This window comes from Thermoleptolyngbya oregonensis NK1-22, assembly GCF_032705245.1.
GTDB lineage: Bacteria > Cyanobacteriota > Cyanobacteriia > Elainellales > Elainellaceae > Thermoleptolyngbya > Thermoleptolyngbya sichuanensis.
Genome location: NZ_CP053540.1, coordinates 2,874,691 through 2,893,348, shown reverse-complemented (window position 1 = coordinate 2,893,348; position 18,658 = coordinate 2,874,691). Strand labels below are relative to the sequence as shown.

Here is an 18,658-nt window from a genome sequence, read left to right as displayed (position 1 = left end):
CTAAAATCCAAAATCCCAAAATCCAAAATCGGCATCCTTTCCCATGCCCGTTGTTCGCGTTCGCCAGCACGTCAACCCGCTCAGCCAGAAGTACCAGCAGCCCATCCAGCCGCCAGACTGGTCGCAAGTCTTTACCCACCTGGCTCGACCGCTGCATCTGGACATTGGCTGTGGGCGGGGCGTGTTTTTGCTAAAAATGGCGCAAATCGAGCCAGACTGGAATTTCCTGGGACTGGAGATTCGTGAGCCGCTGGTCGAGCAAGCGCTGAAATGGCGCGACGAGGAGGCGTTGGGAAACCTGCACTATCTCTTTTGCAACGCCAGCAATTCGCTGGAACCCCTGCTGCGATCGCTCCCACCCAGCAGTCTCCAGCGCGTCAGCATCCAGTTCCCCGACCCCTGGTTCAAAAAGCGACACCAAAAGCGGCGCGTTGTGCAGCCCAGCATGGTGCGAACGCTGGCGAACCATATGCCCTCCGGCGGTGTGGTGTTTCTGCAATCGGATGTCGAAGCGGTGGCGGCGGAAATGTGCGATCGCTTTCAGGAACATCCCGCATTTCAGCGCCAATCGGCCGAATGGCTCCCCGATAACCCGCTGCCCGTTGCGACAGAGCGTGAGTTGTCCACCCTTGCTCGACGGGAACCTGTGTTTCGCGCTCTGTTTATCAGGGGGGCAGAAGAAGAATGAAGAGGGAAGAGGGAAGAGGGAAGAACGAAGAACGAAGAACGAAGAGGGAAGAGGGGTAGAGCGTTTAGTTTCAAATCCATGACGGCAGCCAGCGGCGTAGCTGTAGCCCGTCCGCAGAGAGGGGCAGTCCTAGAAACAATGGCATCCAGAAGATAAAGCCGAGAAGCACGAGGGCGATCGCCCCCCACGCCAGCCAACGCGACCCAGACTGAGCATTCCGCAGCCAGCGATCCAGCACCAGCGCCAGCCCCAGCACCGCGAACAGTTCCGCGCTCATGTAGTGGTAGAGAAACGTGCAGCGCGTGACCCGCATCCACATCAGCCATTGCATGGCCCAGTTTCCCACCACAAAGGCCTTAGCGCTGAGATATCCTTGCGTTGCTGGTGGCAGCAGGAGCGGCTCGGTCTGTCCCGACCGGGCAGCCCAGAGCGATCGCCCCCAGTGCCACAGCCAGTAGCCCACCGCACCCGCCAGCAAAGCCACGGCCAGCGTCGAAAGCCACCACAGGGTCGGCGTGCCCATCGCGTGAACGTCGTAAATCACGTCTCCAGCCGCCGTGGGCGCATCGGGCCCGACCACAGGAACGGGATCGCCCGGAGCCGCTGTTTTGTAAAAGTAGGCAACCGGACGCAGCATCAGCGGCCAGGTATACCAGGGCGAACAGTAGGGGTGAGCGTCCATGCCACCGACGCGGCTGTGGTAGTCCAAAATGCGGTTTTGCCAGCCTGCAAAGCTGGTGCTGGGGTCGAGTTGAATATAGGGCAGCCAGCTCAGGTAGTAAGTCAGAAAAGGAATTCCCGCCATGCTCAGCGCCCACACGCCCACATTTAAGCGAGACAGGCTCGACAGCGGCGCAGCGAGGGGCAGGCTGGGCAATCCGCGCTGCTGCAACTGCTGCATTCCCCATGCCACTATCCACAGCAGGTACGCCCCTGCCAAAAACGCCACGCCGTTCCACTTGATCCCCACTGACGCGCCGAAGCCTATGCCTGCCAGCACTAGATTCAGCCAGACGACGGGGGTGAGTTGGTTGGCGGAATGCAGCCTGTGGAGCGATCGCAGCAAACACCACCAGCCCAATAGCCCAAATAAGATGAGATAGACATTATTCAACGCATAGCGCGATTCGACCAGTAAGAACCCTTCGCAGGCTGCCAACAGCGCCGTCAGCAGGGCGATCGCTTTGCGCCCCGTCAGCAGATGGGCGATCGCCCCCAACACCAGCGGAATCACGGCTCCCGTCACGGCATTCAGCCAGCGATAGCTAATGGTTGAAACATATAGCCCGCTGAGGCCGTTGTAGGTTTCTGGGCCGCCCCAGCCCAGTCGCTCCGACAGCCAGATGCCGCCCGCGATTAGGTACGTGCTGAGGGGCGGGTGGCCGCCAAACTCCTGCTGTCCCTGCAAAAACGCCGCCGCAAACTTGGCGTAATACACCTCGTCGAACACCAGCGTATTGAACCGCCCCAGCCCCCACAGCCGCAGCGCCAGCGACACCCCAAAAATGCCCGCCAGCCCCAGCCCGTACCACGGCAGCGAAGAGGACGACGCAGCAGGTTGGAAACGCTTGGATTGAAAATGCTCGGATTGAAAATGCTTGGATTGAAAATGCTTGGACAATCGAACAGAGCGGCTCATAGGGAATCGGAGAGAAAGCATTTCTCAGAGGGCATGTCTCAACCATCATAAACAACCCGCCGTTGGATCGATTTTGGATTTTAGATGGGCGATTTTGGGTTCCGCGTCCAAGAGTTTGCAGAGCTTCCAGCGATTTTATCTAGATCGTGGGCTTGGCAAATTGGGACTGAAGGAAGACGACCACCCCAGCCAAAAGACTCAGCGCTGGGCAACCCCCAACCTCTCTGGCGCTGGCGCTGCGGAGCCATAACCCCTGTTCCCCGACCTACCCTTTCGGGAATTCTGAGGACTGGAGACAACAGGGTGGATCATGCTAGCAAGAGTTTGGAGCGCTTCGCTGATTGGCATCGACGCGATGAAGGTAGGCGTGGAGGTGGATATCGCTGGGGGGCTACCTGCGATCGTGGTGGTGGGGCTACCCGATACGGCCGTGCAGGAGTCCAAAGAGCGCGTTAAGGCAGCACTGAAAAACGCAGGCTATGCCTTCCCCATGCGGCGGGTGGTGATTAACCTGACCCCGGCAGATTTGCGAAAAGAGGGGCCCAGCTTCGATTTGCCAATTAGCATGGGCATTTTGGCGGCATCAGAGCAGGTGAATGTGCAGTTGTTGGAGCAGTTTATCCTGCTGGGGGAGGTGTCGCTGGATGGGTCGCTGCGGGCCGTGGCGGGGGTGCTGGCGATCGCCGCCACGGCCAAGCAACTGGGAATGCGCGGCATCGTGGTGCCCGCCGACAATGCCCGCGAAGCCGCCCTGGTGCAGGGCATCGACGTATACGGCTTCCAGCATTTGTCGGAGGTGGCAGACTTTCTGAACCATCCCGACCGCTACCAGCCACTCCAGGTGAATGCGACAGAAGAACTCGCGCGATCGCCCTTTATGGGTCTAGATCTCAAAGACGTAAAAGGTCAGGCCCAAGCCCGCCGCGCCCTAGAAATCGCCGCCGCCGGAGGGCATAATCTGGTCTTCGTGGGCCCGCCGGGTAGCGGCAAAACCATGCTGGCCCGACGGCTTCCCGGCATTTTGCCGCCGCTGAGCTTTGAGGAAGCACTGGAGGTGACGCAAATCCACTCCGTCGCCGGCCTGCTGAAGGAAAGAGGCAGCCTAGTGTGCGATCGCCCCTTCCGCAGTCCCCACCACTCCGCCTCAGGCCCGTCGCTGGTCGGCGGCGGCAGTTTCCCTCGCCCCGGAGAAATCTCCCTTGCCCATAGAGGCGTGCTTTTTTTGGACGAACTCACTGAATTTAAGCGGGATGTCTTGGAGTTTCTGCGACAGCCGCTTGAGGATGGCTGCGTCACCATCTCCCGCACGCGCCAGTCCGTCGCCTTTCCTGCCCAGTTCACCCTGGTTGCCAGCACGAATCCCTGCCCCTGCGGCTATTTTGGCGACACGGTGCAGGCCTGCACTTGCTCTCCCCGCGGCCGCGAGCAATATTGGGCAAAGTTGTCAGGGCCGCTGATGGATCGGATCGATTTGCAAGTCGCAGTGAATCGACTGAAGCCAGAAGAAATGATCCAGCAGTCTAAAGGCGAAGATTCTCAGACGGTGCGCCAGCGGGTGCAGCAGGCGCGGAGTCGCTCCCAAGCACGGCTCCAGAGCCAAGGGCTGCGCTGCAATGCTGAGATGCAGAGCCGCCACCTGCGGAAATGGTGTCAGTTGGACGACACCACACAAGCCCTGCTGGAAGGGGCGATTCGCAAGCTGGGGCTGTCGGCCCGCGCCACCGATCGCATCCTAAAAGTTGCCCGCACGATTGCCGATCTGGCGGGCGAAGAGGGGTTGCAAACTGCTCACGTTGCCGAAGCAATTCAGTACCGCACCATTGACCGAATGCAGTAGGGCAGGCCAATCCGCCTTCGTCGCTAACCGCGGGTTCTAGTCCACCCAGCCAATTTCGTCATTGCTGATAGATGGAGCGACGGGGCCAGGCAGCGGCGGGGGCGATTGCAGCGTGCGCCGTAGCTCTAGCTGGGAGGTTTGCGACGGTTCGTGTCCCGGATGCACCTCTTTGCGGGGGGCAGAAGCTGGAGGAGCGGGCGCAGATTGTTCGGCAGGTTTAGGAGCGGATTGAGGCGAGGGCTGGGCGGCGGCGGGGGCAAGGGGCTGGGGAGCGGCAGCAGCTTTAGCTTCTTCGCTGAGTTTGACGTTTAGCTCTGTCAGTTGCACGATGACGCGCTTGGTTTCATCCAGTTCAGTCTTGAGTTGGGCGGCAGCAGTGGCCTCTGCCTTGAGCTGGTCGATCTGAGCCTGCTGGGCGGCTAGCTCGGCCTCCAGGGCTTCAATCTTGCGCTGGAGAATGGCTTCGTTGGCCTGCGAGGTTTCCAGGGCGGCTTGCAGATCGGGCACTGCATTGGGAGCAGGTTCAGGGGCAGGTTCCAGAGTAGGTTCAGGGGCAGGTTCAGGGGCGATCGCCCCACGCTCCATCTCAGCACTCGCCGTCTCAGCACTCGCCGTCTCAGCACTCGCCGTCTCAGCGCCTTTTTCAGCTACAGGGTCCGGTGCTGATGCGTCGGTTCGCTCCAGGGTGGAGGTGGTTTTCGTGTCGGTCTGGTTGTCCATATTGCTTTTCTCCCATGCCCTACTCGACGCAGTAAAACGTCTTTGCGGCTTAACTCGCTTGCGTGCCATGCTACTTGATCTAAACCCTATACCATTCTCCCCCGCCTGACTATAGCGCCGAATCTCCCACAAGTGAGGAATCCATCACGTAAATTGACGCGAGTTCATTAAATTTCAGATTTAATCAGGCGAGAGATTCTTCCAACTGCATCAGTTCCAAAAGAAAGCGCCGTCGGAGTCTGAGAGAGCAAGACCCAACGGCACTACCGAACTGGATGAGTTAAATCAGTTGAACTTCAGATCAAACTTTGCTGGGCAGAGGCGATCGCCTACAGCGGCCCCTCAAAGTTGCTGTTGGGCTGTCCTAGGGTGCTGCCGATGGGCCCCTGAGAGACATAGCCAATGCGCTCATTATTGGCTTTGCCCGTATAAAACACGCGAACAAACCTGCGGCCGCCTTCGACGTAGCTATCCTGCGGCTCCGTCAGGAATACCGTTGCGCCACCTGCGGGGCCGTCGTTTTGGGCTTTGCCCGGCTCCCAGTAGGCCAGCAGCCCGTTGGGTGCGCTGGTCATCCGAACCCGATAGCGTGCGCCCTTGCGGATCTCGGTGGGGACTCTGAGGAAAGTTGCGTTGACCCAGCCAATCACAGGCTCTTTGATTTGGGCCCGTCCGTCGCCAACAATCCCCGTCAGCTTCACGCGCTGGCTAGAAGGCAGGTTGATCGCTACGCCACTGAGGTCGGCATAGTCGTAGACCTGAACGGCACGGTTGGTTTCGCGGGTTTGGTTCACCAATTCGCGCTTTTCTTGAATAGTCACCATAAGGTGCAGACTCCTTATCCTATGTATGGGTCTTTTGTATGGGTAAGTTTGACGTTGCGTAGACAGTACGCGGCTTATGCGTAGCCCATGCGTAAGATATGCGTAAGGTATGCGTAAGGTATGCGTATCGAAAACGTAACGGCTGTGTATGCTGCGAAGCTATCGTGCCTCGCAGGGATTAACTTCACCGGGGCTTCGTAGAATTTCGGAGGCGATCGCCCTTTTTTCAAAAAAGATCCGATCGCCCTCCGTAGAAACGCGAGAAAAAAGGCGCACAAGAGTTCGCAAAAAAAAGCGCGATCGCCCAGACGAACCTGCTGCTTGGCAAGCTATCTGGGCGATCGCACTAATCAAAAGTCAACAATCAAAAGTCAACCAAAAGTGCAGATCTAGTCTAGTTATCCAGCAGGCCATCGCCCTGCTTCAAGATCTCCTTCAGGAACCAGCGATGCTTTTGGTGAACCTGCACCAGACGGGTCAGCAAGTCGGCAGTGCCAATGTCGCCCGCATCATCCGCCAGTTCAGCATCTTCATGCATTTCCGTGATGATATGTTCGTGAGTGGCGATCGCCTCTTCCACCATCTCCCGCACCTTCAGCTTGCCCTTAGACGGCTTCACAGTGGCCGCAGGCAGATAGTCTGCGGGGTCGGCAATCGGCGTGCCATCCAGCATCAGGCTCCGCTCGGCCAGCTCATCTAGCATGGCAAAAATCTCGTTGCCATGTTCTTCAAACAGCAGATGCAGGTCACGGAACAGCGGCCCGTAGGTCATCCAGTGATACTTCTTGTAGTTCAAATAGGCGACCAGCGTATTCGCTTGTTCGCGGTTCAGCGCTTTGACCAAAGCAGTTTGACGAGCCTCTAGTGTCGTTGTCATACGAAAACCTCGCTAGTTAACGATTATCCAAATTCAGTCCAAATGTTCAGCAACTCAAGCAATTAGCCAGAACCTTTAGCCAGTCACTAATAGAGCGACGCAGAGCAGTCCGGCGGCGGCTCAGGGCTACAGAGGCATCCTCTGAACGAAGAACCCCTCCCATAACAGATCAACTAATAAATCAACCCCCCAGAGCCAGCACACTCACAATCTAACCGCACTGCTCCCAAACCTTCAGTTGATTCTAGTTTCCAGCACTTTCATGAGATCTTCATCCTTCCAAAGAGACGTTTGCCAGGGGTTACGGCTCTACCTCGCGTCGGTTGACCGACCAGAAACCGCTTCATTGCGTTGGTGGCAGGCAGTCGTTACTGGCAGGTAGTCGTTGCTGGCAGGCAGTCGGTGCTGGCAGTGATCCTGGCCCCAGAGATACTGCCCCCAGTGATCCTGAAACATCCTGAATGCAACCTTCTCGATACAATCTTTCTAAATCATACTCGTTATGAGTTCGTTTTGACAACTCCTGTTCCGAAGTTAAACCGTCAGCCCTGCCCAATTAAAACCAAAAGGGCCGCCTTTTCACAGAGCTAATTGCTCGAAAAGACAGCCCGTTTTAAGTTCAAAAACCAATTCAAAAACAGCCAGCAGCTTAGTACAGCTCTTCTTCCTGATGGGTCATGATCACCACGTCAGACGTGGGGTAGGCAACGCAGGTCAGCACGTAGCCTGCTTCGATTTGGTCGTCGTCCAGGAAGGACTGGTCAGACTGGTCTACGGTGCCTTCTTTGATTTTTCCAGCGCAGGTCGAGCAAGCACCCGCACGGCAGGAGTAGGGCAGGTCGATGCCTTGCTCTTCCGCCGCATCGAGGATGTATTCATCATCGGGCACTTCGATCGTGGTATTCAGCCCTTCGGCTTCGTTGATCAGCGTAACCTTGTAGGTTGCCATGCAACAGTCCTCTCAAAATACTTGAAACGGCAGTAGGGGGTCGCCCAGTTCTAGAATCCGATAGCAATAATTGCCTACGGGCTAACCCTATTTCTGATACTACGGGAAAACTTTTGCCCTGCAACCGCGATCGCCCCTCAGGTCGAATTGGATTCGTAATGAAAAACTCAACTTCAACCCGGAATTGCTTATACCTGGAGACAAGCTGTTAACTCTGCAACCGTTTTACCCAGAAACAGGTTTATCCAGAAACAGGTTTACATAGAGATCGGTTTACAGAGATCGGTTTACAGAGAGACGGGCGCATGATGCTCGTGCCAGTGCCGCGCAATATCAATCCGGCGACAAACCCACACCCGATCATGCTGCATCACATAGTCAAGGAAGCGGGCCAGGGCGGCGGCGCGGCCGGGGCGGCCCACCAGCCGACAGTGCAGACCAATGCTCATCATCTTGGGCGCGTCGGCTCCCTCGGCATACAGCACATCGAAGGCATCGCGCAGGTAGGCAAAAAACTGGTCGCCAGAGTTAAAACCCTGGGCAGTGGCAAACCGCATGTCGTTGTTGTCGAGGGTATAGGGAATCACCAAGTGGGGGCGACCATAGTCATGCACCCAATAGGGCAAGTCATCGGCATAGCTGTCGGCATCGTAGAGAAAGCCCCCCTCTTCCACTACCAGTCGCCGCGTGTTAGGACTCATGCGCCCCTGATAAAAGCCGAGGGGCCGGCTGCCTGTGACTTGGGTCTGGATGGCGATCGCCTTTTGGATATGCTCCCGTTCCACCTCTTCGCTGACATATTGATAGTCAATCCATCGATAGCCGTGGCTGGCAATTTCCCATCCAGCTTCCACCATTGCCGCCGCTGCCTCTGGATTACGGTCCAGCGCCATCGCAATGCCATAGACCGTCACGGGCAGTTGCCGCTGGGTAAACAGCCGATGCAGCCGCCAAAAACCCGCCCGACTGCCATATTCATAAATCGATTCCATATTCATGTGGCGCACCCCCAGCAGCGGCGACGCACCCACAATTTCTGATAAAAACGCTTCCGATGCCGCATCGCCATGCAGGATGCAGTTTTCGCCGCCCTCTTCGTAATTAATTACAAACTGCACCGCCACACGGGCCTGATTGGGCCAGCGTGGATCGGGCGTGTGGCGGCCATAGCCGACCAGATCGCGGGGATAAGGGGTAGACATAAGCACTTAGAGCAATATTGGGAAGAAGTTCAGAAGAGGTTTGGAGTCGCAAAGTAATAAATCGGCCGACCCAGACTGCCTCAGCAACCTTGAGATAAAGAACGGGATGTGCAACTTTACCGATCCCCCTCACCCTTTTCTGGTGTGCCGAAGGATTCAGACCCTCTCCCAGAGCGGGGGAGGAGCTTCAAGCCTCTCTTGCTCCCCTTCTCCCGACCTGGGAGAAGGGGTTGGGGGATGAGGGCTTGAAAGTTGCACATTGCGCTTTAAAAGATGGATTCTGGGGCCCAATTAGACAGGTATTGTGCCACACCGTCGAGAGGCAATTTTGTTTTTGTCAGATCTTTGGGGATTCCTTCCCGCTTCTGCCTTTTCTTCTGCGGATCTCTGGCTTAGTATGTCTGGCTACGCATAGACAATCTCGGAGGCGCTAAATTACGATCACATCAATACGTTAAGAAATCCATAAGAAATCAGGCTGAGATGGCTACTCCAGTCAAGCTTAATAACCGCCAGCAGCAGGTACTCAGCGCTACGGTGCGTCAGTATATTGTCACGGCTCGACCCGTTGGCTCTGAGGCGCTGGTGGAAGAATTTAACCCCCGCGTCAGTTCGGCGACGATTCGCAATGTGATGGGCTATCTGGAGCGTGAGGGTCTGCTCTATCAGCCCCATACCTCAGCGGGGCGCGTGCCGTCTGATTCGGGCTATCGGGTGTATGTGGATCAGCTGATGATCCCATCGGAGGAGGCCGCCCGCCGGGTCGATCGCGTGCTGGCGCAGCAGCTTGATGCCGAAGGCTGGAGCCTGGAAGCCGTGCTGCATGGCGCAGCGCAGATTCTCTCGACGCTCAGCGGCTATATTGCGCTGGTGACGATGCCCCAAAGCACAGTGGCTCAGGTGCGCCATTTGCAACTGGTGCAGATTGATCCGGGACGGCTGATGCTGATTGTGGTGCTGGATTCTTACAAAACGCAGTCGGTGGTGGTGGATCTGCCCAAAGCGCCTGCCGATTCTGCCCAATCTCTAGATGATCCGGAACTGCTGGAGCGGGAGCTACAGGTTTTGTCAAACTTTTTGAATGCTCATTTAAAGGGGCGATCGCTCAGTGATGTGGCCTCGCTGGACTGGTCAGAATTGGGGCGCGAATTTGAGCAATACGCCAACGTGCTGCGGGGGTCGCTGGCAGACTTGGAGCGGCGCACCCAGTCGCCCGTGTCTACCCAAATTTTCATCAGCGGCGTGGCCGAGGTGCTGCGGCGACATCCGGAGTTTTCCGAACTACACCAGGTACAAACGATTTTGCATGTGCTGGAGGCAGAGCAAGACCAGCTCTGGCCGCTGATTTTTGAGGCTGATTCGGAGGGGGGCGATCGCCGCGTGATGGTTCGCATCGGTTCCGAAAACCCGCTAGAGCCGATGCGCGGCTGCACGCTGATTTCTACCACCTACCATCGGGGCAGTGTGCCCGTCGGCAGTTTGGGAATGCTGGGCCCGACGCGCATGATGTACGAAAATGCGATCGCCCTGCTAGAAACCACAGCGGACTACCTTTCTGATACGCTGAGTCAGTCCTAGTGTTTTAGCTTCAACATTCCTTACCCCATGACCTACTGCCTCGGCATTGTCACCCAATCCGGCTTTGTGGTGGCAGCAGATTCGCGTACAAACGCAGGCGTGGACTACATTTCCACCTATCAGAAGCTGTTCGATTTTTCGGAACCCGGACAGCGGGTGATTTTGCTCTGCACCTCTGGCAACCTGGCCATTACCCAAGCCGTGGTGAATATGCTCAACCGCGACCTGAAACTGGGCGAGTGCGAGAGCTTCCACACGCTGCCCACGCTGTATGATGCGGCCTGCTATGTGGGCGAAAAAATTCGACATATTCAGGAGCGAGAACGCCCCTGGCTGGAGCGCGACAAGATCGACTTTTCCTGCAACTGCCTGCTAGCGGGACAGTTTCAGGGCGAGCCGCCAGAGCTTTATCTGATTTATCGCCAGGGCAACTGCATCCAGGCCACGCCTGAAACCCCGTTTTTGCAAATTGGTGAAACGAAGTATGGTAAGCCGATTTTGGATCGCATCCTAAGCTACGACACCAGCGTAGAAGACGCGGCCAAGTGTGCGCTGCTGTCGATCGATTCCACTATGAAGTCGAATATTTCCGTCGGCCCGCCGATCGATTTGGTGATGTATCGGACGGATTCTTTTAAGGTTGGCGATCGCCTCCGGCTAGGGCAAGACGATCCCTATCTGGTAGAAATCCGCAAGCAGTGGGAGATTTCGCTGCGTCAGGCGTTTGACCAGATGCCGCCGATCGAGTGGATGGGGCTGTAGATTTTGCGGCAGGTCTGTGCGTAACCCTGGAAATGCTGAAAGCAGCATTACGGCGCAAGTGGCGATAGTAGCCGTTGTAGACTGGAGCAATTGAACTCAGGCAGTAGAGGACTTTTGGCGATCGCGCAGGATAAATTCGGCGATCGCCAGATCCACCGGAGTCGTCACCTTCAGGTTCGTCTCTTCGCCCTGCACAATCCGCACCGCCAGCCCGCAGTGTTCAAATAGCGCCGCGTCGTCGGTCACTTCCCAGCCCATCTCGCGGCCCGTCTCGTGGCAGCGTTTCAGCGTTTCCACATCAAACCCCTGGGGCGTTTGGGCGGCCCAGAGTTGACTGCGATCGGGTGTGGACTGGATAATTTCGGTTCCCGGCGCAACGATCTTGATCGTGTCTTTGACGGGAATCGCAGCGATTAGACCCGCGCAGTGCAGCAGCGCCTCGCTGCATCGATCAAACAATTCCGGCGTAGCCAAACACCGCGCCCCGTCGTGGATCAGCACCCGCTCCGCGACGGCAGGAAGCTCTTGCAAGCCGTTATAGACTGACTCTTGCCGGGTTTTGCCACCAGGAATCAGGCGCACCGTCCGCCCCATGCCCAGCCCTGCGGCAATGTCCCGAAAGTCTTGCCACTCTTCGGGCTGGGCGACGATGCCGATCCAGTGAATCGACGGCGCAGCTTTAGCCGCCAGCAGCGTCCAGGCAATGATCGGTTTGCCAAACAGCGGCAGCAGCAGCTTGTTTCGGCTTGCGCCCATGCGTTTGCCAGAGCCAGCGGCAGGAATCAGCAGGTACACCAGCCACCTCCTGCTAGGCGTGGGCAGGCGACGCGATGCCACCCGTCACCATCTCTTCGGGCAGATCGAGCGTATCGCCCATGCGCGTGCCGTCATGATAGGCCGCCAGCAGGGTAGGACAGGTCTTGCCCCAGGCGATCGCCCCCGTGCGGTCTAGCCCAATAGCCCCAAAATCGCGCCGATTTTGCTCCGCCTCGATAAACGACCGCTCAAAGGCTTGCAGCAGCGTTTGCCCATCAATCACGCGCACCACGATCCGCGCCGCCAGACACTCGTCGATAATGTCTTCGCCGATGCCTGTGCAGCTCACAGCCGCGTGGTGGGTGGCGTAGTTGCCCGCTGGCATCGCGGAATCGCTGACTCGCCCAATCCGCTCAAAGCCTTTGCCGCCCGTAGACGTACCCACCGCAAGCTGACCTTCGCCATCCAGCGCCACCACACCAATCGTGCCGCGACCCGCCTCCGACACTAGCTCTTTTTCGGCCACCACGCCCGCCATTTCTTTAGAAAAATTATGGTCGCGCTCCTGAATCCATTCCTTCAGGCGAATTTCCGTCAGCGGGTCATAGGACGGCACGCCCAGTTCCCGCATCAGTTCCAGGGAACCATAGTCGGATAAAACGCGATCGCTCCCATCCTGCAAAAACAGCGCCAAATCAATCGGGTGCTGCACCCGCGAAGTGTTGATCACGCCGCTAAACCGCTGCGCCGAGCCATTCATCAGCGATGCGCTCATACGAATTTGCCCGTCCGATTGCAGCACCGACCCCGTACCCGCGTTGAACCGGGGATCGTCCTCTAGCATCTGGCAGCCGCGCACCACTGCTGCTTGGGCACTCGCTCCCGCCAGCAGCATTCCATACACTTCTTCGATCACCCGGTAAAGCGACAGCCGCACGGCATCCGCCCCACCCTTACTCCGAAGCGAACTGCCCGCCCCGCCATGAATGATTAGCTTGGGTTGAACCTGACCCATCAGCATAGAAAGCCCTTCTCCAGTAGTCCACAGTGAATGAAGCCCGCAAAACGCTACTGCCGACGCTGCGGCGTTTCGTCATCCCCCGATTTCGCCTGAGCGCGACGACGACGGCAGCGTTCGGAGCAATACTTGACCTCATCCCAGCAATCTTCCCACTTTTTGCGCCATGTAAACGGCCGCTGGCATACCGGACAGAGTTTGCTGGGCAGATCGGATTTGGAGCGAGGCATTTTGAAGGATGGTTTAAGGTTAAGGCGGTGGCAAACTAAACTTAGTCTATAGACTTAGTTCTTTATATGCATGGAAACTGTCAATATTCATCAGGCTAAGACACATCTTTCTCGGCTGCTGGCTCGGGTAGAGCAGGGGGAAGAAATTGTGATCGCGAACCGGGGCGTTCCCGTAGCAAAGCTAGTTCCCTTTCAAACAACTTTGAATCGACGGTCTAGTTTAGGGCAAGATCGGGGGATATTGACGATGCCAGATGACTTTAATGCTCCTCTACCAGAAGGTATCTTAGCCGCTTTCGAGGGTGGGGCAGAGTGAGGCTTTTATTAGATACTCAATGCTGGTTATGGTGGTTTGCTCAACCCGAAAAACTAAGTGAAACCGTGATTGAACAAATCGCGAATGAGGACAATGAATTATGGTTCGAATTATGGTTCTCATTCGCCAGTGTGTGGGAAGTGGGCACTAAGGTTTCCATCGGCAAGCTGCTGCTACCAGAGCCTGTTGGTGATTATGTCTCTACACGCATGACTCAGCTTGGAGCAAGGTCATTAGAAATTACAGCCGCCCATGCTGTGCAGGCATCCATGCTGCCGCTTCATCATCGTGATCCGTTTGACCGAATGCTAATTGCCCAAGCATAGCTAGAAGACCTGATGCTGGTTAGTGCAGATTCGATGTTTCAACAATATGAAGTTGCTTTAGTCTGGGCAGCGGTGGCAAGGGATTAGGGATTTGGGGTGAGGCGATAGACCTGGAGCGTGAGGTTGGAGATGGTCATTGCGATGGGTGGAGAAACGGGCAGATGTTCTCTGGGGCGCTCGGTGCAGAGTTGGTGAACGGCAGCTTCGGTGAGCAGCACCTCATCGGTTTCTGCCAAGTCTTCGCCTAGCTTGGAAGCGAGGTTCATCTCTTCGCCGTAGACATCCTGATAGCACGACCCATCGGAGATCATGATCAGGTCGCCGTAGCCAATGCCAATGCTGACGTGTTTGTTAATCAGGGCAAGCTGGCGCATCATTTCACGAGACGCGGCGATCGCCCTCTCCACACTCGGGAACACCGCATACACATTGTCCGCCTCTAGCTTAAACGGGCTGCCTTGGTACGATTCCACAATCGGCGCAACCACGCCGCGCATCCGCTCAATTTCAGCCAGCGCGGCAATAATACCCTGCTCCTGCGACAAGCGCGAAAACCCAGAAGAATCCAGCACCAAAATCGCGTGGGTTTCCATAAACCGGGCGCGAATCTGGGCATCGATGTCAGCCGCGCGATCAGGGTATTGGTTGCGGGCTTGCAAAAGTCGCTCTAGCTCTACTTCAGTATCGGTGGACATAGTATTCAGTGAAGTATTCAGTGAATATTGGGTGAATGAGAAGGGTGGACGACGAGCAATTCTCTCGGATGGGCGACCGTCTTGCAGTCTCTATTCGTCTGGCAACTCGCCAAACCGCTGGCGATAGCGTTCCAATTGTTCCTCTGGGGTTAGATACCGTCTTCCCTGTTCGCTATACCAATACAGCGCTTCCCGCACGACCGTTCCATCCTGGTAAGGGCTGCGGCCTATTCCCAACCCTACCTCCGGCATCCAGTAGGGTTCACCAATTTGCAACTGGTAAGCGCCGTCCTGCAATTTATACATCTCAAACGGCTGGTGCTGGTCGCGTCGCCAGTATTGGGGGTTATAAATGACGTAATACAACACGCCCAACCGGGCATAGGTCGCCATTTTCGCATCGTATTCTCCGCCTGGAGTCAGCGACACCACCTCCAGCGCCAGCATCGGGACAACGCCTGCCTCTTCCCACACCACATAGCTTTTGCGAGATTCCCCCGCTTTATGGCGTTCCACGCCGAGGCTGAGAAACCCATCCGGCACGACGGGCACCAGCGGCGAAACCCCCGTCGTATGGTAGATCCCCATATCTACCCCAAAGAACCAGTCGTTCCGCTCTGCCCAAATGAACTTGAGCAAAAACAGCAGGATATTGGGAATGAGATTCTGATCTTCGTTATCCACGGGCGTATCGTCTGAGCAGGGCAGCTCAGCGCTTGAAGGTAGGTGGAGCCAGCGATCAGTCACCATTGCGGCAGCTCACGGGAATTCAAAGGATTCGTCTATTTTATTGCAGGGGTTAGAGGTCAGTTTCAGGAGGAAAAGTGAGCCTGAATCTCGACTGATCTCATCTCTCTTACATAACAAGGCTACCCATGAAATGATGGAAAGTCTTACATCGCGTTGAGTTGGCTGTCCAAACTCTAAAAAATTGTCAAATTGTCAAAAATTGTCAAATCGCCAATATTTCCAGAATTGCTGGGAACCTTGCAAACGCTTGACTGTCCAACCAAAATCGCAAATCCAAAATCCAAAATCAACAGGGACTTAGAGGGTGTTTGAAAAGGTATCGCCTGTACCTGTAATGTTAAGCACTCAGAGATCCCCCCTAGCCCCCTTTAAAAAGGGTGGAAACCGCCTTAAAGTCCCCCTTTTTAAGGGGGATTTAGGGGGATCTTGCACGCTTTGCTACAAACAGTAGGACTTTTCAAACATCCTCTTACCAGGCATTCCGTGTTGGCAGGAGCCGTGAGCAGATCGCGCTCCAGGCTACAAACAGTAGGACTTTTCAAACATCCTCTTACGCACTTGCGATAAGCTCTCTGGATTTTGGACAATTTCTTGCAGGCTGCGCCCGCAAGAAATTGCCCAACTGCGTAAGTCCTATCGATATTAGTCGTCGCCAAATCGCGGAGAAGCCAGCGCCACCAGCCCATACACGCGAATGCCTCGTGCTTCTAGGCAGGCAGCAGCGTTCCGCGCTGTGGCTCCGGTGGTGTAGATATCGTCGAGCAGCAGCACCGGGCGGCGGGGCGATCGCCCAAAAGCAGGGCCCACCTGAAACGCACCAGCCACATTTTGCGATCGCTCCTCCACGCTCAGCCCAAACTGTGGGGTCGTCGCCCGCACGCGCACCAGCCCGCGACGCTCCAGCGGCAGCCGGGTGACCTGACAAAAGGATGTAGCCAGCAGTTCTGCCTGGTTAAACCCGCGCTGCTTTTGCTTGTCAGCATGCATTGGAATCGGCACCACGATCAGCGGCGTTTTTCCATGTACGGAATGCAGCCAGGCGCGACCCATCGCATGACCAAGCGGCCGCGCCAGTTCGGGATGGTGGTTATATTTCAGCGTGGCGATCGCCTGCTTGAGCGTGCCCTGATACTTGCCCCAGGAAAACACAGGCAGCGGCGGCCGCCATTCGGTTGTGGGCTGAGGCATTTGGCAGTGGGTCAGGCGGCGATCGCAGTCAATGCACAACGGAGGCGCGGGCGATCGCCCATCTGTGCGGCCGCACATCGGACAACAGGGCTGCAAAACCAAATTCAACAAGGGCTGGAGCAAATTCATTCATCCGTCTCAGCGAGAATCGCGGGAATCACAAGCATTCAGACTCAACCAAGAGTTCAGACCCAACAATGACAGGACTTACGCACTTGCAATAGGCTCTTTGAATTAGGCTCTTTGAATTTTGGACAATTTCTCGCGAGTTGCGCCCGCGAGAAATTGTCCAACTGCGTCAGTCCTAACTGCGTCCGTCCTAACTGCGTCAGTCCTAACTGCGTCAGTCCTAAATGATTCCTCCATTCAGAATTCCCGCTGGACGGCTCCAGAACCTTGCCTAACCTAAAGACTTTGCAAACAGAAATTTGTCGAGCCTGGGGGATGCGTTATGCTAGTAATCCCTCCATAGAGAAAACGAGTCGGCAGTGGGCCAGCCGCAATGTAGCAGCAGACTTCTTTTTGCAATGAATTGCACCTTGCAACGAATTGCAACGATTTAGTCAGTGACAATTAATAAATTTCTGGTTCCACCCCAAGCCGCCCGACTTACTATGAGGATGTCCACCTTTAGCTGATGAGTCGATAGCATCTTTAAAATTCACTTGCCCATGGCGCTGAACAAACCCACTCGCGATTTGCCCACGATTAACGAACGCATTCGTTTCCCAAAAATTCGAGTCATTGACACTGATGGCGGTCAGTTGGGGATTATGACTCCCCGCGACGCGCTCAAACTGGCCGAAGAAAAAGAGCTTGACCTAGTGATGCTGAGCGATAAAGCCGACCCGCCCGTGTGTCGGATTATGGACTATGGCAAGTTCAAGTTTGAGCAGGAAAAAAAGGCACGCGAGGCACGCAAAAAACAGCACACGTCCGACGTGAAAGAACTGAAGATGCGCTACAAGATTGAGGAACACGACTATCGTGTGTGCGTCAATCGGGCAGAGCGCTTTTTGCAATCGGGCGACAAGGTAAAGGCGACGATTCGCTTTCAGGGTCGGGAGATTCAGCACAAGGATCTCGCAGAAACGCTGCTAAAGAAGCTGGCAACCGATTTACAAACCGTTGCCGAGGTGCAGCAAGAACCCAAGCAGGAAGGCCGCAACATGACCATGCTGCTGTCTCCCAAGAAATAGCGCCCCGCCGCTTGCTGCGGCTTTTGGACACCTAGACTAGCTACTATCTAGACCCCCCTGTATGGCTAGTATCTCTATGGCTAGCACCTGTGCAGGGGGGTTTAGCGTTGGAACAAGCGCCTTGAAATAGGAGGGATGGGCGCAGCCGTTCTCCTCAGGGGCGCTATGAATGAGACCTGTGACGCTCGCCTAGCAATCCAAAATCACTTATCCAAAATCGCCAATCGAGAATCGAGAATCGATCCAGTTCTTCGGCCCCAGCCTTATGACCCTGCACAGGTCGGGCTGGCCAGGTCGGGCATTTCACCCGGCGGCCCTTCACAAATACTGGAGACGGTATTGGCGTTTCCGTCTAGGTCGGGCATGAGCCACACTTTACCTGCAAATCCCCGCGCCTGGCCAACGGGTAGGGCCAGGGTGATGGCTTTGGATGCCATGCCGCTACCGTTGGGTGCAGAGCTATAGATATAGTTTTTGGAATTGGAAATACTCAGTTCCAATTGTGAGAGCGTGGCAAACGCGCTTTTTTCCAGGAAATAGGCTTGCTGCGCCCGATTGATCGAGCCGACGTAGGTGCGGGCCTCAGCGTGGCGGGCATTGTTGACCTGGCTGACAAACGAGGGCAGGGCGATCGCCGACAAGATGCCAGCAATGACCAACACAACCAGCAGCTCGATCAGCGTGAACCCCGAATCCCGCGGGCGATCGCCCATCATGCCAGCGCGAAACAGCAAATAGCAGAGTTTCATATGTCGTTCAGGCTTCATAAGCGACCCTGGAGAGTTTGTCACCACGACAGTTCAATCTCCGGGAAAACTCGGTTTTTAGCCGGACGAAATTTACAGAAACCTGCTTTTCTTTACTAAAGCTTTAAAACTCTCTCCAGAGCGAATCCGGTTCTGGATCGCGGCTTGTCCCTCTCGCTCTAACGCAAAGCCGCCGCACAGCAGCCTGCACGACGGTTTCCGCAAATATTCGGATGCAGCGAGTTCGCAACCCCAAGCCTCAGAAAACTGAGATCAGGGCAAGCTCAGCCCAGAGCGTGTTTTAAAACCCTTCGATCCCCCCTTAGCCCCCCTTAAAAAGGGGGGAACCGAGCCGAAC

Annotated in this window: 19 protein-coding genes and 1 pseudogene; 7 read left to right on the top strand and 13 right to left on the bottom strand. The window is 56.0% G+C overall.

The genetic code is table 11. The annotated features are described in order from the left end of the window. Positions 1-43: 43 nt before the first annotated feature. Positions 44-688: a tRNA (guanosine(46)-N7)-methyltransferase TrmB gene (trmB, locus tag HNI00_RS12395; protein WP_316786586.1), complete on the top strand. Its 645-nt coding sequence runs from the start codon at positions 44-46 to the stop codon at positions 686-688. 70 nt (positions 689-758) lie between these two features. Here trmB and HNI00_RS12390 read toward each other — a convergent pair whose 3' ends face one another. Continuing rightward, positions 759-2,327: a phospholipid carrier-dependent glycosyltransferase gene (locus HNI00_RS12390; protein WP_316786584.1), complete on the bottom strand. Its 1,569-nt coding sequence runs from the start codon at positions 2,325-2,327 to the stop codon at positions 759-761. A 310-nt stretch (positions 2,328-2,637) separates the two neighbouring features. Here HNI00_RS12390 and HNI00_RS12385 point away from each other — a divergent pair, with 310 nt between their 5' ends. Beyond that, complete coding sequence (locus tag HNI00_RS12385) at positions 2,638-4,164, top strand: YifB family Mg chelatase-like AAA ATPase (RefSeq protein WP_316786582.1); 1,527 nt, start codon at positions 2,638-2,640, stop codon at positions 4,162-4,164. Between the two features lie 36 nt (positions 4,165-4,200). Here the strand turns inward: HNI00_RS12385 and HNI00_RS12380 are convergent, their stop codons facing one another. The 5 genes from HNI00_RS12380 to puuE form a co-directional block, all read right to left on the bottom strand. Next, on the bottom strand, positions 4,201-4,884 hold the full coding sequence (locus HNI00_RS12380) for a hypothetical protein (RefSeq protein WP_316786580.1): 684 nt from the start codon (positions 4,882-4,884) through the stop codon (positions 4,201-4,203). Positions 4,885-5,213: 329 nt separating this feature from the next. Continuing rightward, a complete protein-coding gene (locus HNI00_RS12375; RefSeq protein ID WP_172358212.1) occupies positions 5,214-5,708 on the bottom strand; it encodes a hypothetical protein in 495 nt (164 codons plus the stop codon). Positions 5,709-6,102: 394 nt separating this feature from the next. Next, a complete protein-coding gene (locus HNI00_RS12370) occupies positions 6,103-6,585 on the bottom strand; it encodes a Dps family protein (RefSeq protein WP_172358213.1) in 483 nt (160 codons plus the stop codon). A gap of 649 nt (positions 6,586-7,234) precedes the next feature. Beyond that, a complete protein-coding gene (locus HNI00_RS12365; RefSeq protein ID WP_297082906.1) occupies positions 7,235-7,534 on the bottom strand; it encodes a ferredoxin in 300 nt (99 codons plus the stop codon). A 287-nt stretch (positions 7,535-7,821) separates the two neighbouring features. After that, positions 7,822-8,736 (bottom strand): allantoinase PuuE, encoded by a 915-nt coding sequence (gene puuE, locus HNI00_RS12360; protein ID WP_316786576.1) that lies wholly within the window; start codon positions 8,734-8,736, stop codon positions 7,822-7,824. A 483-nt stretch (positions 8,737-9,219) separates the two neighbouring features. Between puuE and hrcA the strand changes: the two genes are divergently transcribed. Together hrcA and HNI00_RS12350 are read left to right on the top strand one after the other, a co-directional pair. Then, on the top strand, positions 9,220-10,314 hold the full coding sequence (hrcA, locus tag HNI00_RS12355; RefSeq protein ID WP_316786574.1) for a heat-inducible transcriptional repressor HrcA: 1,095 nt from the start codon (positions 9,220-9,222) through the stop codon (positions 10,312-10,314). Positions 10,315-10,341: 27 nt separating this feature from the next. Beyond that, complete coding sequence (locus tag HNI00_RS12350) at positions 10,342-11,076, top strand: proteasome-type protease (RefSeq protein WP_172358216.1); 735 nt, start codon at positions 10,342-10,344, stop codon at positions 11,074-11,076. Positions 11,077-11,172: 96 nt separating this feature from the next. Here HNI00_RS12350 and ispD read toward each other — a convergent pair whose 3' ends face one another. From ispD to HNI00_RS12335, 3 genes are read right to left on the bottom strand one after another with little or no spacing between them, the layout of a single operon-like run. Next, on the bottom strand, positions 11,173-11,871 hold the full coding sequence (gene ispD, locus HNI00_RS12345; RefSeq protein WP_420156356.1) for a 2-C-methyl-D-erythritol 4-phosphate cytidylyltransferase: 699 nt from the start codon (positions 11,869-11,871) through the stop codon (positions 11,173-11,175). 13 nt (positions 11,872-11,884) lie between these two features. Then, positions 11,885-12,853 carry an isoaspartyl peptidase/L-asparaginase gene (locus HNI00_RS12340; RefSeq protein ID WP_068507512.1) on the bottom strand — a complete coding sequence of 323 codons (969 nt, stop codon included), beginning with the start codon at positions 12,851-12,853 and terminating at the stop codon, positions 11,885-11,887. 47 nt (positions 12,854-12,900) lie between these two features. Further along, positions 12,901-13,080: a DUF2256 domain-containing protein gene (locus HNI00_RS12335; protein ID WP_084781995.1), complete on the bottom strand. Its 180-nt coding sequence runs from the start codon at positions 13,078-13,080 to the stop codon at positions 12,901-12,903. 70 nt (positions 13,081-13,150) lie between these two features. Between HNI00_RS12335 and HNI00_RS22160 the strand changes: the two genes are divergently transcribed. Both HNI00_RS22160 and HNI00_RS12330 read left to right on the top strand, forming a co-directional pair. After that, positions 13,151-13,396 carry a type II toxin-antitoxin system Phd/YefM family antitoxin gene (locus tag HNI00_RS22160; protein ID WP_420156207.1) on the top strand — a complete coding sequence of 82 codons (246 nt, stop codon included), beginning with the start codon at positions 13,151-13,153 and terminating at the stop codon, positions 13,394-13,396. Further along, positions 13,393-13,809 (top strand): annotated as a pseudogene (locus HNI00_RS12330) (type II toxin-antitoxin system VapC family toxin). The gene HNI00_RS22160 and the pseudogene HNI00_RS12330 overlap by 4 nt, the downstream one beginning before the upstream one ends. Here the strand turns inward: HNI00_RS12330 and HNI00_RS12325 are convergent. The 3 genes from HNI00_RS12325 to HNI00_RS12315 all read right to left on the bottom strand — a co-directional run bounded on the left by HNI00_RS12325 (position 13,806) and on the right by HNI00_RS12315 (position 16,433). Next, positions 13,806-14,417: an adenylate/guanylate cyclase domain-containing protein gene (locus HNI00_RS12325; protein ID WP_297079591.1), complete on the bottom strand. Its 612-nt coding sequence runs from the start codon at positions 14,415-14,417 to the stop codon at positions 13,806-13,808. The pseudogene HNI00_RS12330 and the gene HNI00_RS12325 overlap by 4 nt on opposite strands. Positions 14,418-14,507: 90 nt before the next feature. Continuing rightward, positions 14,508-15,167, bottom strand: a complete 660-nt coding sequence (locus HNI00_RS12320) for a Uma2 family endonuclease (RefSeq protein ID WP_316786562.1) — start codon at positions 15,165-15,167, stop codon at positions 14,508-14,510. A gap of 642 nt (positions 15,168-15,809) precedes the next feature. After that, positions 15,810-16,433 carry a ComF family protein gene (locus HNI00_RS12315; RefSeq protein ID WP_316786561.1) on the bottom strand — a complete coding sequence of 208 codons (624 nt, stop codon included), beginning with the start codon at positions 16,431-16,433 and terminating at the stop codon, positions 15,810-15,812. A 593-nt stretch (positions 16,434-17,026) separates the two neighbouring features. Here HNI00_RS12315 and infC point away from each other — a divergent pair. Beyond that, entirely contained in the window at positions 17,027-17,554 is a 528-nt protein-coding gene (gene infC / locus HNI00_RS12310) for a translation initiation factor IF-3 (RefSeq protein ID WP_197673295.1), read from the top strand. A gap of 263 nt (positions 17,555-17,817) precedes the next feature. Here infC and HNI00_RS12305 read toward each other — a convergent pair whose 3' ends face one another. Next, complete coding sequence (locus HNI00_RS12305) at positions 17,818-18,321, bottom strand: type IV pilin-like G/H family protein (protein ID WP_316786558.1); 504 nt, start codon at positions 18,319-18,321, stop codon at positions 17,818-17,820. Between the last annotated feature and the right edge of the window lie 337 nt (positions 18,322-18,658).

What these genes read in the sequence shown, in the direction of transcription:
- HNI00_RS12320 (WP_316786562.1), bottom strand. Translation starts at nt 15,167, where the DNA reads ATGGTGACTGATCGCTGGCTCCACCTACCTTCAAGCGCTGAGCTGCCC.
- HNI00_RS12390 (WP_316786584.1), bottom strand. Translation starts at nt 2,327, where the DNA reads ATGAGCCGCTCTGTTCGATTGTCCAAGCATTTTCAATCCAAGCATTTT.
- HNI00_RS12385 (WP_316786582.1), top strand. Translation starts at nt 2,638, where the DNA reads ATGCTAGCAAGAGTTTGGAGCGCTTCGCTGATTGGCATCGACGCGATG.
- HNI00_RS12305 (WP_316786558.1), bottom strand. Translation starts at nt 18,321, where the DNA reads ATGAAGCCTGAACGACATATGAAACTCTGCTATTTGCTGTTTCGCGCT.
- HNI00_RS22160 (WP_420156207.1), top strand. Translation starts at nt 13,151, where the DNA reads ATGGAAACTGTCAATATTCATCAGGCTAAGACACATCTTTCTCGGCTG.
- HNI00_RS12350 (WP_172358216.1), top strand. Translation starts at nt 10,342, where the DNA reads ATGACCTACTGCCTCGGCATTGTCACCCAATCCGGCTTTGTGGTGGCA.
- hrcA (WP_316786574.1), top strand. Translation starts at nt 9,220, where the DNA reads ATGGCTACTCCAGTCAAGCTTAATAACCGCCAGCAGCAGGTACTCAGC.
- HNI00_RS12370 (WP_172358213.1), bottom strand. Translation starts at nt 6,585, where the DNA reads ATGACAACGACACTAGAGGCTCGTCAAACTGCTTTGGTCAAAGCGCTG.
- puuE (WP_316786576.1), bottom strand. Translation starts at nt 8,736, where the DNA reads ATGTCTACCCCTTATCCCCGCGATCTGGTCGGCTATGGCCGCCACACG.
- HNI00_RS12325 (WP_297079591.1), bottom strand. Translation starts at nt 14,417, where the DNA reads ATGTCCACCGATACTGAAGTAGAGCTAGAGCGACTTTTGCAAGCCCGC.
- infC (WP_197673295.1), top strand. Translation starts at nt 17,027, where the DNA reads ATGGCGCTGAACAAACCCACTCGCGATTTGCCCACGATTAACGAACGC.
- HNI00_RS12335 (WP_084781995.1), bottom strand. Translation starts at nt 13,080, where the DNA reads ATGCCTCGCTCCAAATCCGATCTGCCCAGCAAACTCTGTCCGGTATGC.
- trmB (WP_316786586.1), top strand. Translation starts at nt 44, where the DNA reads ATGCCCGTTGTTCGCGTTCGCCAGCACGTCAACCCGCTCAGCCAGAAG.
- HNI00_RS12340 (WP_068507512.1), bottom strand. Translation starts at nt 12,853, where the DNA reads ATGCTGATGGGTCAGGTTCAACCCAAGCTAATCATTCATGGCGGGGCG.
- HNI00_RS12380 (WP_316786580.1), bottom strand. Translation starts at nt 4,884, where the DNA reads ATGGACAACCAGACCGACACGAAAACCACCTCCACCCTGGAGCGAACC.
- HNI00_RS12365 (WP_297082906.1), bottom strand. Translation starts at nt 7,534, where the DNA reads ATGGCAACCTACAAGGTTACGCTGATCAACGAAGCCGAAGGGCTGAAT.
- HNI00_RS12375 (WP_172358212.1), bottom strand. Translation starts at nt 5,708, where the DNA reads ATGGTGACTATTCAAGAAAAGCGCGAATTGGTGAACCAAACCCGCGAA.
- HNI00_RS12315 (WP_316786561.1), bottom strand. Translation starts at nt 16,433, where the DNA reads ATGTGCGGCCGCACAGATGGGCGATCGCCCGCGCCTCCGTTGTGCATT.